This is a genomic window from Paenibacillus oceani (assembly GCF_014705615.1).
GTDB classification, from domain to species: domain Bacteria; phylum Bacillota; class Bacilli; order Paenibacillales; family NBRC-103111; genus Paenibacillus_AB; species Paenibacillus_AB oceani.
On sequence record NZ_JACXJA010000015.1, the window covers coordinates 124362 to 141516 of the forward strand.

Consider the following 17155-nt stretch of genomic DNA (forward strand, 5'->3'; position numbering starts at 1 on the left):
TGCTTATACTCTAGCTCTATAACGGGAGCTCCCGTCATCCATCCCCGCGTGCGGTTCCGGCATGCTGCTCAGAGGCTTGGTTCGGGGGAAGCACCCGGCTCCTTTTCACCGTCCGGAGCTCTCTGTACAGGTACGTTCTCCCCTACTCTTCTCATCATCGCGTTTCAAATATTGCTATTATGATAACAAATCATTCCCTAAGATGTAAACCACTATTCGGATCCAGCGAAAACATGAGGCGTCCGCAGCCGGGTCCCGCGCAAGTACAAGCCGGTTTCCGTTTTCTCCCCTCCGGACAGACGGTATAATAGAAGAAGCCATTGCCATAAAGAAGGAGCCGGTATCCTGATGAACAATCGCGAGATCCGATTTCACCGCGCGGGCGACGTCAACGTAAAGGCTGGGCGCCATCTCGGACCGAGACTGCTAACTGACTACGAGATCGTCTATTTTCCGGTGGGCTCCCGGACGAGGTACGAAGCCGACGGCACGGGACATATTCTCGATTCTGCTTGCGTCCTGCTTACGCGTCCCGGCGAACTGCACGAGTACCGCTTCGATCCGGACAGCCCGTGCCGTCATCTGTTCGTTCATTTCGACGTCGACCCGTTATCCGGCTTGATCCATTATCGCCTGCTTAAAGACTTTCAATATAGCGTAATCCCGGTGCAAGACCGGTCGCTCATCCCGCAGCACATGAAGCAGATGCTGTATCTGTTCCATGTGAAGCCGCCCAGATGGAGAACGATGGCCGAGAAGCTCTTGCTGTACATGCTCGAAGAGCTGGAGAGCGGACTGGAGACGGAATCCGACTCCGGCCCGTACGACGAGAGAACGATGCCTCCTCAAATCTCCGGTGCGCTGCAATATATCGAGGCCCATTCCAGAGAGCAGATCGAAGTGGAGCAGCTGGCCCGGCTTGCCGGATGGAGCCACGAGCATTTTACACGAACGTTCCAGCAGCATGTCGGGCATGCCCCGAAGCACTGGATCATCCGACGCAAAATGAATGCAGCCGCTCAGCTTCTGCTGCAGCGCACCGACAGCATCAAGCAGATCGCGCGTGATCTCGGCTTTGCCGACGAATATTACTTTCACCGGCTTTTCCGCCGGACGACAGGAATGACCGCGACCGAGTATCGGCGAAAATACGGGGACGCCCGGATGAGGGAGCTTGCCCCTCCCGACGATTGGGGCCGGTTTTACCCGTTAAACCACTACTTCATTCTGGACAACCCGGGGCCGGATGAATAAATACGCAGGACCCGTTCCGCTACAATCTGCTGACGATAAGATCAAATTTGTCCATCATTGTTTCGCCTTCGTACATTGCCGGATTTCTCCGTTTCCTTGACAATAAAGATATCCGAAGGAGAGGGGTACGAAGGAATGAGCGAAGTAAAGCCTCAAGAACGTATTCGTTACACCGTATCGGTCGACCAGTATGTTGACTACCACAAAAACGGCTATTTGCTCGTAAAAGGGTTATTGGCAAAGGAAGACACCGAGCGGCTGCTGAGCTGGACGGACGATATCTACCACGGCCGCGTAACGGAGCTGGATCATCTGTCCCGCGAGCACGCCTGGATGAAAGGAACGAACAAAACCGAGCGGCTCTCCTCCGCCCGCATGCATATGCCGCATCTGCACAATAAGACGGCGGAATGGGGACTGCTGCATCCTCTCGTGCTGGACGTACTCGAAGCGTTGATCGGTCCGGACGTCCTCGCTTTGCAATCGATGCTGTTCTTCAACCCTCCGGGAAAAGGCGGCCAGGGCTGGCATCAGGACTCGTTCTACATCCAGACTCAACCGGACAGCCTGATCGGTGCGTGGGTCGCGCTGGACCGGGCCGATGAGTCCAACGGCTGCCTGTGGGTCGCTCCCGGCTCTCACCATGAGCCGATTTATCCGCCGCCGGAGGCGAGGAAAGGTTACGTGCATGCCGACGAACGGCACATTCAAGGTCTCGTTCCGGCCAGCGCTCCAAGTAATCTGGATGATTCCGTCAACAATTTATCGGAGATCGCCGCGAAATACGGAGAGTCGGTTCCGGTCATCGCCGAGCCGGGCGACGTACTGTTTTTCCACTCTCACCTGCTCCATCGGTCTTATCGCAACGAAACGGCTGACCGGTTCCGCCGCGCTTATGTGCTGCATTATTGCAACGCCCGCTCGTGGGTGCCCTGGAGCGGCTCCAACGAAAACCATATTTTGGCCCGGGGACGCACGCACCTGCCCTACGCTGTGCCCCAGTTGGGAACCGCTGTGGAGCTGTCGCCCGAGCCGGTGTCCGGCGACGACTCCGGCTCGATGATGGTTGCGATGCCCGGCGGCGATATGGGCAAGATGGAAATGTAGGCGGATGTCCTTTCATGAAGAGGATCTGCTAAAAAAAACGAGCTCTCACCTCCGGAAATTTGGAAGATGGGGCTCGTTTTGATATTATTTAAGCGGTCGGACCGAGATCGGGAACGTCCTTGAACTCGATTTCGGCGGTTTCCGTTCCGTGCAGCTCCAATAGTACGATCTCGTTGTCCCCCGCACGGAGCAGCGGTCCGGGTACGTACAAGCTTTTCTGCGGACCCTTGTTCCAGTAACGGCCGATGTTGAAGCCGTTCACCCAGACGACGCCTTTGGTCCACCCGTCCAAGTACAGAAACGTGTCGGCCGGATGATCCGCCTGCAGCGTCGCTTTGTGGAAGACCGGGCCTTGCTGCCCGCTGGCGCTTCCGGCTTCAAATGTCAGACCGGACAAATCGTCGAGCGGCAGTGTGCGAATCGTCCAATCGAACAGGAACTGATAACCGAACCGAACCCCTTCGGTAATCCCCTTGCGGTCCTTCATATAGGAACCGTAGTTGATCCGGCCCATATTCTCGACCAAGATGCCGAGCTTCACGCCTTCCTTCGGAACGTCGAAAGACACTTTCGTCTCCGGGTCCCATCGCTCGATCGTCCCCGCAAACCGGTCGTCCACGAATACGAGTGCCCGGTCGGCGACATCCTGCAAGTTCAGCTGATGCTTCTCTCTCGGTCCGGAAATCCGGGTTTCGTAATAAATAAAACCGTAGTTTTGCCCGAGCTTCTCCATCGGTTGCGGATATACGGAAGCTATCGGCTCAGACAAGACGTCCAGACTGTCGAAAAGCCCCGTCTGCCGGTCCGTCCGGATTTTCCCGTAAGCACGCTTGGCGATTGGCTTCGGAAGTTCCGCCCCGGGCGCGAATCCGTAACGGGCCAGCACGTCGCGCACCGCGTAAAACTTGTCCGTCGGCTCTCCGGCTTCCGTCAGCAGGACGTCGTAGTCATAGCTCGTAATCGTGGGCTGGAACTGGTTAGGCGCCGGACAGTTCGCACCGCTGTAGAAGCCGAAATTCGTACCGCCGTGGAACATATAAAAGTTAACGGAGCCGTTCTCCTGCAGCATCTCTTCCAAAACCCGCGCGACATCGCCCGCATCCCGCGTATGATGATGCTCGCCCCAATGATCGAACCAGCCGTTCCAAAATTCCATGCACATGACCGGACCGTTGGCTTCGTATTCGCGCAGCTTCGCGAACGCTTCCCCCACCCGGGAACCGAAATTGACGGTCGCGAGAACGCCGGGCACCGTTCCGCCCTGCAGCATCGAATCGGTCGGCCCGTCCGACGTGAACAGGAGCACATCGATGCCGCGGCTGATCATGCCCTGCCGCAAATAGTCCAAATACTTCGTATCGTTGCCGTAACTGCCGTATTCGTTCTCGATCTGCATCGCGATGATCGGGCCGCCGTTCGTGGACAGCAGCGGCTTGAATTTCGGCAGCAATACGTCGTAATAAGCGTCCACCCGATCGAGAAACGGCTTATGGAAGCAGCGCAGCCGCATATCCGAATCGGCCAGCAGCCAGGCCGGCAGCCCGCCGAACTCCCATTCCGCACAAATATAAGGGCTTGGCCGGACGATCACATGTAATCCGAGCTCGCCCGCCGTCCGGATAAACTGCTCGATATCGGCAATCCCTTCGAAGTTATACGCTCCCGGCCGGGGCTCGTGCAGATTCCAGGCGACATAGGTTTCCACCGTATTGAAGCCGCATGCTTTCAGCTTTTGCAGCCGGTCATGCCAATACTCGGGGACGGTGCGGAAATAATGAATCGCTCCGGATATAATTCGTAACGGCTGGCCGTCATACGTAAATTGTCCGTTTGTAGCTTCCAACAGTGGCATTAGCAGCGCCGCCTTTCCATCGTATGTCGTTCGACATGTTTATGCTTTTATCATATCCAAGCCGCCCATTTGACACCATATGCATAGCGTCCGTTTTTTTGACCATTTGTGCACGTTAATCTCACTTCCGTAATAACTGCAAAAAAGGCTGCCCCGGTAATAGGGACAGCCCGATCCAATTTTTTATAATTGCTAAGTCATTCAGACTCATCCTTACTTATTCCATCGACGCTCCATATTTCTCGTCCAATAGTGCCTTGGCTTCCTGTTGTTCCTTTTCCGTGCCGTATGCCGCGGCCAATTTCAAGCTGTATACTGCAAAACTCGACATCCCTTTCATTTCGCCGAACGCGATCCCCGCCTCATAATACGTCCCGTTCGTTAATGCATGGTTGAGCAGCAAGTACGGATCGGCTTCAGCCGCTTTCCGGTATACCCCGGTTTTCTCGACACCAACCAAACGTTGATCGGCGGCGTATAAATGATAATAAGTTGCAGTACGCGCACTAATTTGACCGGCCTTTTTCGCCATGGCAGCCGATTCGGCCCACAGCTCCTCCTGCTCGAACATTTGAGCAAGCTCGCCCAGCAAGACCGCGTATTCCAGATAAGCGGCATCGTTGTTCGGTTCGGATTGGAATATCGCTGCATAATCCGCTTCGACCGCGTTAAAATGCTCTTCGATCTGAGCTGCCATCTCCAGTTGGGTTTCGAGATCCGCATTATCGAATGATTCGGCCCACTGAGCAAAGTCGTCCCACACCTGTTCCATTCCCATCTCCGTCAGATCAACGGGGGCGTACTCTGTTACGTCCAATAAAGCGACAACGTTTCCTTTCAGAAAAGTTGCCGGAACGTACAAAACGTCTTCCCATATGAACGAAGCAGCGGCTAATTCCACTTCTTTTCCATTTACTTGCGCTACTGCTTTGTCCGCTTGCAGATCAACCGATAAACCAGGCCGCTTTGCCGACAATGTTAACGATTCGGCGTCCCACTCCGCTTTCATACCTACGCTTTCCAGTACGCTTTGTGCAGGAACATAGGTAACGCCTTCGATAACCGATGGAAGATGGTTCAGCTCCAGCAGCTTTCCGTTTACTTCAATTGCTTTGCCAGCCGTCCAAATCCGCACGTATTCGTTGCCATTTGCATCGTGAGGGACAACTTCATTCCCTTGTGAATCGACATAGTAGCTGCGGCTTTCGGATTGCAAGTAGAACAGACCGCTTGCCGCTCCATAAGCGAACTCGTATTCCGGACCGATGACCCAATTGCCTTTCACATCGATAAATCCCCATTGATTTGCCGATTGGGCCGGCCAATAGCCGTTATGCCCGGTACCGATCATATCGAATTTGGAAGGGACTGTCGTTTTGCCGGTTTTGTCGATCAGACCGTACAGTTTGCCGGTTCTTACAACCGCCAAACCGTCCTCGAACGAACCTGCGTGATCGTAACGATAAGGGATATCGGTCTCTCCGTTTTTATCGATATAACCCCATTTTCCATCTTGCTTGACGGCAGCCAAACCTTCATTAAAATCTCCGGCATCTTCATATTGCAGCGATATGACTTCTTCCCCGCGTTTATTGATGTAACCGTAGCTGTTTTTTCTCCCGATCTTGGCCAAACCGTCGGAAAACGGCCCCGCATCGTCATTGTCCGGATACAATACGTATATTCCGTCCTGATTCATATAAAAGAACGATTTGCCGTACGTGGCTGCACCGTATCCTTCGCTGAACGGGAGCGCATAGTTGAAATCCGGAGCTTTCAGCAATTTCCCGGATTGTTGCAGGTAGCCCATCTTCAACTCGCCGTCTACATATTGACCTACAACGGCAATCCCTTCCTCAAAGGCGGATATCGTATCGTATTGGGGCAAGATCGCCATCTTCCCGGTTTCATCGATATAGCCCCACTTGCCGTCCGCTTTTACGGCGGCGAGTTTCTCCGCGAACGGCAACGCTCCGTCGTACTCCGCTTCAATGACCACTTTGCCCGCTGTGTTCATATAGCCATACCTGGAACCGACCGAAAACGGAACGAGTTTAGATTCTTCTTTGTTCTCTTCGGCCTTCTTCAGACTTAAATCTACGTTTATCGTCCGTTTTCCGTCAAACTCGGCCTTGTAACCGATCTTCTCGAAAAAATCTAGTGGGAAACACGGATAATCTCCAACCAGATGAACCGTTACTTCCTTGCTAAGCGTAAATTCGGATTGCTTAATCTTATCTTTGTTCAGTACCGTTACTTTAGAACTGCCGATTTTCATCTCATAAGTCATCGACTTCTGGTGGTCGGTTATTGTAACTTTACCACCGGCTCCGCTAGTATGACTTAATATGCCGCCCATCCGTTTGAGCGAAAAAGACGGAATTTTGATACTCCCGTCTACTTCAACAAACACAGCAGAAAAATAGTCGGACACCACTTCATCATACGTGTTTACGTATTGATAGGCGGTTACTCCCGTTTCGTATACCTTTACCTTCGCTTCGGCGGCACTTGCAACCGGGACCGGCCAGCACGCATACAGCATTACACTGGCGATCCATACAAGCAGAATTCGTTTCACTCCCATTCCCTCTCCCTTTTCTGCCATTATTATCTATTCCTTTGCCAAGTGTAACATCAGTAGGTATTTTTATCCATAACTTTCTTCCTACTCACTCGTCTTCCTTCGACCAATTGTGCCTAATATTTGTCCGGGCATGTGATATGATAAAGCATACAGAATATTCGGCCGGGGTGAATACGATGGACATCGAAGTATATTTTCCGAACATGACGAGCACGCTGCAAATATCCGGATGCGGGTTCGGCGTTAAGCCGCCCGGCTGGTCGTATCCGATGCATCATCATCATCTGTTCGAGCTGCTGTACTGCTTTAGCGGCGAAGCGACGCAAGTGATGAAAAGCTATGAGCTGACGCTTTATTCGGGCGACTGGATTATTGTCAAGTCCGGGGCACGTCATCGGACGGACAACCGGTCCGGTTCCCCCTATTCGTTCTTCAACATCCACTTCGACGTCGACGATCCCGAACTACGCAGACGGCTCAGCGGAGCCGATTGCGGGTACTTGTCCCGCTCTGAGGCGGAAAACACGGGCCTGCCCGGTTATATGAAGCAAATCGAGCGGATTATGACAGCCGGTCTGGTCGGTGAACAGCACCACGGATCGGGAATGCTCGCATTACAACACTTCGATCCATTGCATAAAATCGAGCTGCAAGCTTGCATCCTGCTGATTGTCAAAGAAATTGCCGAGCAAAGCGCTGCTTTAACGCCTGCTCCGGTCAAAAAGCGCCCGCCGGCCGCCTCGTCTCTGGAGACGGACATCGCTCATGCAGTGGAGGAACGATTGCAGCGGATGGCTTCCCCTGATTCTGAGGATTCCATCGCCCATATCGCCAAAGAAATGCATATGAGCCGCAGCCAATGCACGAAAATATTTACAAAGGTGTACGGCGTCTCTCCGCGCCGTTATGTCAGCCTTCTCATCGTGAATCAGGCGAAGCATCTGCTCGTCACAACGAGCTTGTCGATCGAAGATATCTCGATCCGGCTCGGGTTTCGCTCGCTAAGCCACTTCTCCCGGCAGTTCCGGCGTTGGACCGGCACCTCGCCTCTGCAATACCGGCCCAAGCACGAGTGACGGGAGAACAAAAAAAGCTTGATTGCTCAAGCTTTTTCTCGGATATACGCCGCCTCTGCCGCAAGCAGCTCGGTTTTGTTTCCCCGGCATTTCTTTGGCAACATCGATCTACTGACGGTTCACATGGGCGTCAGGCGCTTTATCGGCCACGAGGTTCAGGGCAATGTTGTGCTCCAGCAACGCCTTTAGAGCGCAAAGCACCATCGTGTAACCGCCCATCGAATCGATCGCCTGAGATACCATCTCGTCCCCGGTTCCGGCAAATCCCGAATTGGTAATCGTCACGTAGGTTTCCTGATCCATGCGGGCCGTAAAGGTCCATTCGACTCGAGTATTATCCGACGATTCAATCCGGATCAGCCGGTCCGCCACTATTTCCGTTACCTCGATCTCGTCGTGTACGCCATACATTTCCCAGTCCCACCGGATGCGCTTTCCTTGTTCCAATCTTCCGCTGCTCTTGGTAAACCAAAATTTGGTCGTTATCTCCGGGTTGATAAAAGCTTCAAACACTTCAGCAACAGGTCTACGAATAAGCATCTCCGCTTTCACGACTGGCACTTGATTCAATGTCGCCAATTTGGATATTCTCCTTTCGTCTTCCATGATCGTCGCTCTAATTATAGCACAGCGGTAGTTGTATTATTTCTTACCAATTGCGTATATACACCTTCCCGCTGCAGCCTGTGGACGTTAACGGGAGGATCCTGGTCTCGCAAAAAAAGAAATCAATATAACAAATATACAAGTTGCATTCATATTTAATACGTATTTGACAAAAAAACAAGTCAGTTTTAACGGTTCGATTTTATACTGGATTACAGATGTACATCTGCTACTTAAAATCAAGCTGGAGGCTGCAAATGATGACGAAACGACTTACTCTGACCGGCTCTATTGTAATATCGATTGCCTTGGTGGCAACCGGATGCGGAAGCCAGACGAACTCCGTTAACAGCAACGCCCCTGAGACGAAGACAGGTGCTAATGAATCAAATACGCCTATAACGTTAAAGGTGTTCCAAAACGGTGCCGAAATCTCCGACGACGATTTCAAACTGCTGTTCTCCGATCCGGTCAAGAAAAAGTATCCTCATATCACTTTGGAGATTACCCGCCCCGGCAAAGACGTTACACTTAACAGTTTGCTGGCGGCACGGGAAGTGCCCGATCTGCTTTTAACGCCGAACTCGGGGATTCTAGGCTTGAAGCAGCTGGACTTGCTGACGGACATCACGCCTTACGTGAAATCATCCAGCCTTAATCTGTCGCGGTTCCAATCCGTGGCTATCGATGCGGTGAAATCGGAGAAAGGTGAGTTGTACGGGCTTCCTTATGCGATGCAATTTAACGCTCTCTACTACAATAAAGACCTCTTCGACAAGTTCGGCAAAAGCTATCCGAAAGACGGCATGGCCTGGGAGGAAGCCGTCGAATTGGCCCGTCAGTTGACCCAGCAGGACGGCGGCGTTCAATACCGCGGTCTGGACCCGGCCAGCAGTTATGTGATGAGCTTCCCTTATTCACTAACGTATGTAGACGGCAGCACAGACAAAGCCAGCATGAATAACGACAAGTGGAAACAAGTGTTCGAGCTGACGAAAATCATTCTTACGATTCCCGGGAACGTACAACCGAGTCTGGAGCCTTCCGCCGCCGCTTCCGGCAACCTGTTTATTAAAGAAAAAAACGTAGCCATGCTGGCTTCAACGAATCTGATTGCGCAGATCGGAAGTGCGGCGAATACGGTGAACTGGGATATCGCTCAGTACCCGAGCTATAAAGACAAACCGAATATTTCCGGAAAGCTCGATTCCCACAATATTATCGTATCCAAAACGACTTCGCATCCGGAAGCGGCAATGAAGGTAATGGAAGTCGTCACCTCGGACGAAGTCCAGATAACCAGCGCCAGAAAAACGGCAAGGATGTCGCCGCTTACAAGCGACGAGCCTAAGAAACAGTTCGGCGAGGAAGTTCCGTATCTGAAAGGGAAAAACGTCCAGTCTCTCTTCAAAAGCTCGGTCTCCCCTTCACCGGTTTATTCAGTCTATGAATCCGACGGCAAAAAGATCGGCCAGCAGGCGTTCCGGGACTATGCAGCCGACAAAATCGACCTCAATACCGCTCTGAGACAAGCGGACGAGGAGATCAACCGGGTGATCAGCACCAAGAAATAGCGGCGGAAAGTATTCAACGTTAAACAAAGACGCCTCCAAAACCACTTCAACCGTGGCGCCGGAGGCGTCTATTTGCTTCATAACATTAAGATAAAAGGACTTGCTCGATCACCTTGGCAACGCCATCTTCCAGATTGGTAGGCGCTATCCGATCGGCGGCCTGCTTTACCGGTTCTTGAGCGTTCCCCATAGCAACCCCCAAACCCGCTGCCCGGATCATCGGGATGTCATTCAGACTGTCGCCGATCGCAATGACTTGCGACATCTCGATACCGATAATCGAACAAACTTCTAACAAACCGCTTGCTTTGGTAACGCCCGGCGCATTGCATTCCATATTGGTCACATGGGAGTTGCTGATCTCGAGCATATTCCACGACGCGATCCGCTCCCGAACCGTTCGAAGTTGTTCCGGATCAGAACTGCGAATCGCAAATTGAAGCCATTGGGCGGTTGTCACATCGGCGGGCACATTGGTTCGGTTGATCCGCCCCCCAACCGTATGCGCCCAGAAATCCAGCTCCTCCCGATTCGTTTCGAGAAGTTCAAATAATTTGGCGACCGAATGCGGGGACAGCTCGCGCCTGGAATGCAGGTCGCCGGGCGCATGCCATACTTCGCTGCCGTTATTAATAACTAGCGGACAATCGATCTCCAGTTGCTCGACTATACTTGTCACATCGGAGATCGGCCGTCCGGTAGCGAGAGTAATCTTCATCCCGGCCTTTCCGGCTGCATGTATCCATTTGATATTCTCCGCCGAAATCGTTTTGTTTTTGTTCAGCAGTGTCCCGTCCAGATCAAGCGCAATTAGTTTGTAATTCATTTTAATCTCCTTAAGATCCGAAAATAAGCTCGGTTATTACGGTTTGATGCGGCGCGATTTTGATGAGCGGAGCGTTTCCCCACCGATCCCAGCGATCCGTATTTGCATAATAGCCGGATACCGTACTCCGGATCCAGCCATCATCCGTTTCAATCTCAAGTACGAATCCGCCGATACATATCGGTTCATCTCCTGTCGTGATTTCGATTCGGTTATGGACTCCAAGAAAATGCCAGTATTTCGCCTCGATTCTCATATATTGCCGGCTGTCAAAGTACTCCAGTTGCTGAAACGCTCCGATCTCTTCCCCATTCAGGCTTACCCGGTGTGCTCCCGGCGTCCGGCAGTTGGAGCCGGCAGCCCGAAGCCGGACCGATTGGATGTCGCCCAGTTTTGGCAGCGGAAGTCCGCTTGAATTGCCATATTCCGGCTTTTGGGAGAATAACGCTTTCTCGCCCCGGCCCCTCCATGTCAACTGCCCAACGACGCCATGCCCCAAAACGTGCCAATCCGCTTGTACCGTTTCGCCATCCACCGTAATGGACCACCAGCCCGGAGCCGAATCCTCCAAATAGCCCCAGCCCATCTCAAACGCCTCCGGCTCAGGCAGCAGCGGGCGAACGTCGCTCAAGCAAACAGGCGGTCGGTCGGGATAACCGAGCACGGAGCTTTTCAGTTGAGGCAGCCAATACTCTCCCACCCGATGTAAAGCGGATATTTGATTATGGGTATGTCCACAAAAATAAGCGTCTATCGGATGTTCAGCTAATTCACGAAGTACGGTTTGCGCGAAGTCATAATGGGTAAAAAACGGTCTGCCTACACAAATAAGCGGAGGATGGGAAAACAAAAAGACATGCTCGTATTTTTTGGATTCGGCGAACGCCTCACGAATAAATTGTTCCTGCAGGTCGCCTTGGATGAACGTCGTATAGTCCAAAACGATAAATAAAGAGTTTGCTTTCTCGAACGTATAATACCCCCTTGTCACCGAATCGGTACCTAACGCTTTGGCAATAGCCGGATACACGTATTGCAGAACTTGCTCCTCCTCGCGCCTTCCCACGACGCCATCATGCGTCCCGAGCGCAAAGAAAACCGGCGAGTTCAGCCGTTCCAGCAGCTCCATCGCTTCGCTCATTTCCCGAAGTCCGCTTGCCTCATCATCGCAATGACCTTGGATGATATCACCGGTTTGGATGACAAAATCAGGTTTGAACAGGGCAATTTCCTCGATAATTCTTGGCGTTACATGGCGCGTCATCCATAAGTTCCGGGTAATATCGGCGACTTCCGTCACCCCTTTCGGCTTCCCGTTTAACGCTTGCTGATGCGACTGCTCCTGTACGTAATGCAAATCCCCCATGACGACGAATCGCAAAGGTTGCTTCATCCTCTAAGCGCCTCTTCTCTCAAGTTGATTATTTGTAACTATTCATATATATTTGTTTATATCAATAAGACAAGTTTATTTTCCATGACTTCCTGTGTCAATCCGTTAACAATAATAATACAATAGACCGCATTATAGCCGGGAAAGAAGGTCGCGACCGTGACAACCGAACGTGCCTCATCCAAAAGCAGCTCCGATTCCAAACAAGGAAGCCGCACGCCCCTATACAGACAGATCAAAGAATATGTACGAAACCAGATCGAACAGTCCGTATGGCTTGCAAACGATAAGATCCCGTCTGAGAACGAAATGGCCGGGCAGTTTAAAGTGAGCCGGATTACGATTAAAAACGCGCTTCAAGAATTGATTGAAGAAGGTTTGATCTACCGTATACAAGGAAAAGGAACGTTCGTAGCGCAAGACAAGCTCGGCGAGCCTCCCGTTTACCGTCCGGAGAAGCGGCAGGGCGATTTGACGGTAGCCTTTTTGATGCCGCGTATCGATAACCGATTCACTGCGAACCTGCTGCACGGAATCGAAAACCAACTCGCAGATGAAGGATTCAACCTGTTATTTCGCACAACGGGCGATTCGCAGGAAACGGAAAAAGAGCTGCTGAATCAAATTGTTCGCAGCGGTTTCAACGGGATTATCATTTATCCGGCACAGGGTCAAAGTTATAACGAGGAGATTTTGAAGCTAACCTTAAACGAGTTTCCGGTTGTTGTGGTTGACCGTTATTTAAGAGGAGTTGAAACCAACTACGTATGCTCCGATAACGTAACGGGCGCATTTGAAGCGACCGAACACTGTTATCGTATGGGGCACCGCCGCATCGGATTTATATCCACTCATGTGGAAGGAACATCCAGCATTGAGGACCGTCTAACCGGATACGAAAAGGCGCTTTCCGAGAACGGGATATTAATTGACAGGTATTTACGGTTAACCGATCTGGAGAGTAAAGAGGTGAACCGTATTTTGCAGGACGGAGCAAGCGATTCGGCGAGCAAGGAACGAATCGTTCAATATTTGGAGAGGAATCCGGAGCTTACGGCCGTTATTGCGGTGAACTCTTCCGTTGGCCTGACCGTAATGGAAGCGGCCAAACAATTGTCGCGGCGCGTCCCTGAAGACCTCTCCGTAGTTTTTCTGGACGATTACGAGCTGTCCGCTTTTTCCGCGATTCCGCCTACCTTTGTAAATCAGGAGGAATATACGGTTGGACGCGAAGCCGTTAAGCTGTTAGTTTCCGTGATGAGTAACCCGAAGCAAAAACGCCGTAAAATCGTCGTCCCTACCCGACTGGTGGTCCGAGCTTCTTCGTCCGCGCGTCCTGAGGAGTAATAATAATTAGTAATGAAACCCTATCCTTGCTAGTTGCTTTGTTTGCATTTTCTCCGAGAACTCAGTTGTATTCGATTTTTACTCCATTATGTCGGTATTTGCGTTTATATGCTTCTCTTACAGTTTTATAGATTTTCAGAGAGTCGCTGCTCGTCCATTCAGCGTTGAACGGACTGGCGGTTATATAGATGTTCCCTGGTTCATTTTTCAGCTTCTCTCCGTGCCTCAATACAGAAAGCTGGTAGCTGTAATCTGTGGCTGATTGGATACAAATGATGAACTAACGTAAAGAGCGAATCCGAATCAGATTCGCTCTTTTCCTGCTGACAGTACGCCTACAATTGAAATTGTTCCTGAATCATCCTAGCCACTTCCTCCGGACTGATTCTCGTATTATTGATCCTCATATAATTTTCCTTCCGGATCTCCCCTTCGTACGAGTTCAATCTATACTTATCCATCGAGCGGAGCAGATCTTGTTCGGAAAACTCGATATTTCGTTTGCTCGGTTTGTGATGGAGACGGTTCGGACTTTTATTGCGCTCCAGTCTTTCCTCCACATCCGCTTCCAGCTCTACATAATACACGCCACCGCCCTTGGACTCAAAAATGCCGCAGATCTTTTGTACATAGTCCCAATCCGCCTGCATATCAAAAGCCCAGACATACGTAAAAATTAATCCGGGCAAGTCGCTCTTGGCCACTTCTTCGAAAATTTCTTGCCGGAACAAACTAACCAGCCGTTTTCCGGGCGCACTGCCGTAGCTGAAAAAGTTCGAAACGAGATCGATCGTCATATGATTATGAAACAATTTCAGTCCGGTACATTTCGCCAGCTCCTGCCCCACCGTCATTTTCCCTACTGCCTGCGGGCCGAATATAACAATCAATTTCATTAGCTACGTCCTCCTATCCGACTTTCCTCCAATAAATAGGTATCGAAGAAGTTATTGTATCCGATTATGATGGATGAACAGGCGCAAATCAACGGGTTTTTATCGAATTTTTCTCGGATACGTACAGCAAATGGACATTGACAACGTGTAGAGTTGCTCATATACTGTAAAGGAATTTGAATAATAAAACCTGTTACAGGACGTGGACTTTTCTAGAGGAAACTCTATTTTCGCCACACGATTGTCTTTTCGACAATCGTGTGGTTTTTTATTTTGCATAGGAGGACAGACGATGAAAACTTGGCATTACGCATGTATTGTTTTTCTGGGCGGATGCTGTTACGGATTGTTATCGACCTTTGTCAAGCTTGCTTACTCGGCAGGTTTTTCAGTATCAGCAGTTTCAGGCGGCCAATATTTATTCGGGGCTTTGCTTTCCTGGATATTAGTGATGTTTACCAAAAAGCAAAAGCTGCCGTTCAAACGAATCTGCCAGCTGCTTTTATCCGGCATTCCATTTGGCTTGACAGGTGTGTTTTATTACCAGTCCCTGCAAACGTTGAACGCTTCGCTTGCCATCATTTTTTTATTTCAGTTTGTTTGGATTGGCACCCTTTTGGAGTGGGTCGTGTATAAGAAAAAACCGACTGCAGGAAAAATGGTCTCGATCGCCGTTCTTCTGATCGGCTCCGTTCTCGCTGCCAATGTCGTTTCAGCTGGCGGAATCGTTCTTTCCTGGGCCGGAATGGCTTGGGCGCTGCTTTCGGCTTTGACATTTACTACATTCATTTTTCTTAGCGGTTCCGTTGGGAAAGATACGCCTCCGGTCCAGAAAAGCGCTCTGCTGTCCACCGGTGGTCTTATCGTTGTTTTTGTGCTGCTTCCGCCGGCGTTTCTGCTGGATATGTCCGTATTAATGGGGGTTGCGCCGTATGGACTGCTTCTCGGTTTTTTTGGCGTCGTACTCCCGCCGTTACTGTTCTCGATCGGAATGCCGCGGATCGGGCCGGGGCTGGGCACCATTTTAACCGCCTCCGAGCTTCCCGTAGCGGTGTCCATGTCTTCGTTCATTTTGGCCGAGCATGTAAGCTTGCTGCAATGGATCGGGGTTGTCCTTATCTTGGGCGGCATAGCGGCCGGTAACGTATCGCTTGCTCCTAAAGCTTCCATACGCAAAAGTTCCGCGCCTTAACCTTGTATGGAAGTGCCAGTTGCTGCTGCTTTTTGGATACGGAACGAAATCACAAAGCTTCCTATCATGAAAAGCAGCTGAAGCGACAACGCCAGCAAGACGCCGGTAAATAAGTCCCATTGCAACGTTTGACTCATCGCGATGAAAGCTCCGCCTACGCCGATACTGATCCCGGGGCTAAACGCATCTATGAACTGAATGACGGCGGAGACCTCCCCCTCTTCACCGGCACGGGCATGCTGCAGCGCAATAGCACCTGTGGTGGGATTGGCTAATCCGATGCCGAAGCCGGTGAATAGCTGAGAGATCACGGCATACCCCAGAACGCCTCCCGGCAGCGTGATCGAAGCAATGACGAATACGACCCCGACAATCATAATACCGGTACCGGTGATCACCCGCTTTGTTCTTCCTGCGCCCCGATCTCGTTCATCCAGTTTGGATTGCAGCCAGGCGGCGGCGGACCAGCTTAGTGCGCCTGCGGCAACAATCAATCCTGCCAGATCTGCCGAGAACCCCTTCACTTCCGTCAACGCCAATACCACATAGCTCTCCGTTGCAACGTAGCAGGCTACATACAATCCCCTCGTAACGATCGTTGCGGGCAGCCCTTTTCGGACGGTAAACGTTCCTATAGGCAACAGGCTGCGCAAGGGGTGAACCATCAGGAGGATGCCTGCTATCGTAAGAACGATGCCTTTCCATTCCGTAATCCAGCCTAGCCCGCTTAGCAGCAGCCCGGTGCCGAAAGTTAAAATAATCGCATATCCCTCTTTGGGAAAGCCTTTATGGGAGGAAGGCTGACTCGATCTGGCCCGCGTTTGAAGCTGACGAAAGGAAGGAATCGTGAGGAAAATCGCCAAACCGATCAGTGGAAGCACAATCCAAAACACGACTCTCCACGATAAAGTTTCAGCCAGAAGTCCCGCCGCATAAGGACCGATTATCGCCGGCAAAATGTAGGCGCTCGAGAAAGCGGCCAATATCTTCGTTCTTAGCCTGTCCGGATAGCTTAAGGTGATGCTATAATACACACAGGTAATCATCGCGCCAGCGCCGAATCCTTGAAAGGCTCTCCCGGCGATCAGCATAAACATATGAATAGAAGTAGCCGCAACCGTTAGGCCGATCACGAAAAGGAGAATCGCTAAGAGAAACGAGGGATACACTCCTTGTTTGGTAATCTGCTGGCCGATCATCATAGAGCCTACGATTTGCGATAATAAAAACGCGCTGAATATCCATCCGTACAGATGCAAGCCGTTTAAATGCTGAGCAACATTCGGAGCAATCGTCGTAATCGCCAGCCCTTCGAATGCCACGGTAGTAACGGCTAGTATGATCCCGATCGTCAGAGCCCGGTAAGGCGGGTTAAAAATACCGACTTTCTCCTGATTTGCTGTCATGTTCTCACACTCCGTATCTTCTCCAACTACTCGTCATAT

General features: G+C 51.2%; 13 protein-coding genes and 1 other annotated feature (1 of these 14 running past the window's edge). Of the genes, 6 read left to right on the forward strand and 7 right to left on the reverse strand.

Features of this window, described 5'->3' with window-relative positions; genetic code table 11:
• Positions 1 to 167, reverse strand: a binding site (T-box leader) (it extends 86 nt beyond the left edge of the window).
• A gap of 181 nt (positions 168 to 348) precedes the next feature.
• Together IDH45_RS12960 and IDH45_RS12965 are read left to right on the forward strand one after the other, a co-directional pair.
• Positions 349 to 1254 (forward strand): AraC family transcriptional regulator, encoded by a 906-nt coding sequence (locus IDH45_RS12960; RefSeq protein WP_190928195.1) that lies wholly within the window; start codon positions 349 to 351, stop codon positions 1252 to 1254.
• A 135-nt stretch (positions 1255 to 1389) separates the two neighbouring features.
• Positions 1390 to 2361 carry a phytanoyl-CoA dioxygenase family protein gene (locus IDH45_RS12965; protein WP_190928197.1) on the forward strand — a complete coding sequence of 324 codons (972 nt, stop codon included), beginning with the start codon at positions 1390 to 1392 and terminating at the stop codon, positions 2359 to 2361.
• Positions 2362 to 2449: 88 nt separating this feature from the next.
• Here the strand turns inward: IDH45_RS12965 and IDH45_RS12970 are convergent, their stop codons facing one another.
• Both IDH45_RS12970 and IDH45_RS12975 read right to left on the reverse strand, forming a co-directional pair.
• The gene (locus IDH45_RS12970) at positions 2450 to 4213 is read right to left on the reverse strand and encodes a glycoside hydrolase family 35 protein (protein WP_190928199.1); all 1764 of its coding nucleotides are present in this window, start codon (positions 4211 to 4213) and stop codon (positions 2450 to 2452) included.
• 217 nt (positions 4214 to 4430) lie between these two features.
• Complete coding sequence (locus tag IDH45_RS12975) at positions 4431 to 6794, reverse strand: WG repeat-containing protein (RefSeq protein WP_190928201.1); 2364 nt, start codon at positions 6792 to 6794, stop codon at positions 4431 to 4433.
• 182 nt (positions 6795 to 6976) lie between these two features.
• Here IDH45_RS12975 and IDH45_RS12980 point away from each other — a divergent pair, with 182 nt between their 5' ends.
• The gene (locus IDH45_RS12980; RefSeq protein ID WP_190928203.1) at positions 6977 to 7876 is read left to right on the forward strand and encodes an AraC family transcriptional regulator; all 900 of its coding nucleotides are present in this window, start codon (positions 6977 to 6979) and stop codon (positions 7874 to 7876) included.
• Positions 7877 to 7984: 108 nt separating this feature from the next.
• Here IDH45_RS12980 and IDH45_RS12985 read toward each other — a convergent pair whose 3' ends face one another.
• The gene (locus IDH45_RS12985) at positions 7985 to 8482 is read right to left on the reverse strand and encodes an SRPBCC family protein (RefSeq protein WP_397327054.1); all 498 of its coding nucleotides are present in this window, start codon (positions 8480 to 8482) and stop codon (positions 7985 to 7987) included.
• A 257-nt stretch (positions 8483 to 8739) separates the two neighbouring features.
• Between IDH45_RS12985 and IDH45_RS12990 the strand changes: the two genes are divergently transcribed.
• Entirely contained in the window at positions 8740 to 10056 is a 1317-nt protein-coding gene (locus tag IDH45_RS12990) for an ABC transporter substrate-binding protein (protein WP_190928207.1), read from the forward strand.
• A gap of 85 nt (positions 10057 to 10141) precedes the next feature.
• Here the strand turns inward: IDH45_RS12990 and IDH45_RS12995 are convergent, their stop codons facing one another.
• Positions 10142 to 10882, reverse strand: coding sequence for an HAD family hydrolase (locus IDH45_RS12995; RefSeq protein ID WP_190928209.1), 741 nt, complete (start codon positions 10880 to 10882; stop codon positions 10142 to 10144).
• A gap of 10 nt (positions 10883 to 10892) precedes the next feature.
• On the reverse strand, positions 10893 to 12275 hold the full coding sequence (locus IDH45_RS13000; protein WP_190928211.1) for a metallophosphoesterase family protein: 1383 nt from the start codon (positions 12273 to 12275) through the stop codon (positions 10893 to 10895).
• Between the two features lie 159 nt (positions 12276 to 12434).
• Between IDH45_RS13000 and IDH45_RS13005 the strand changes: the two genes are divergently transcribed.
• Positions 12435 to 13622 (forward strand): GntR family transcriptional regulator, encoded by a 1188-nt coding sequence (locus tag IDH45_RS13005; RefSeq protein WP_190928213.1) that lies wholly within the window; start codon positions 12435 to 12437, stop codon positions 13620 to 13622.
• Between the two features lie 335 nt (positions 13623 to 13957).
• Here IDH45_RS13005 and IDH45_RS13010 read toward each other — a convergent pair whose 3' ends face one another.
• Positions 13958 to 14518 carry an AAA family ATPase gene (locus tag IDH45_RS13010; RefSeq protein ID WP_190928215.1) on the reverse strand — a complete coding sequence of 187 codons (561 nt, stop codon included), beginning with the start codon at positions 14516 to 14518 and terminating at the stop codon, positions 13958 to 13960.
• Positions 14519 to 14810: 292 nt separating this feature from the next.
• On the opposite strand from IDH45_RS13010, the gene IDH45_RS13015 reads away from it, so the two are divergent.
• The gene (locus IDH45_RS13015; protein ID WP_190928217.1) at positions 14811 to 15710 is read left to right on the forward strand and encodes a DMT family transporter; all 900 of its coding nucleotides are present in this window, start codon (positions 14811 to 14813) and stop codon (positions 15708 to 15710) included.
• On the opposite strand, the gene IDH45_RS13020 is transcribed toward IDH45_RS13015, so the two are convergent.
• On the reverse strand, positions 15707 to 17116 hold the full coding sequence (locus tag IDH45_RS13020; RefSeq protein ID WP_190928219.1) for an MFS transporter: 1410 nt from the start codon (positions 17114 to 17116) through the stop codon (positions 15707 to 15709). The genes IDH45_RS13015 and IDH45_RS13020 overlap by 4 nt on opposite strands.
• Between the last annotated feature and the right edge of the window lie 39 nt (positions 17117 to 17155).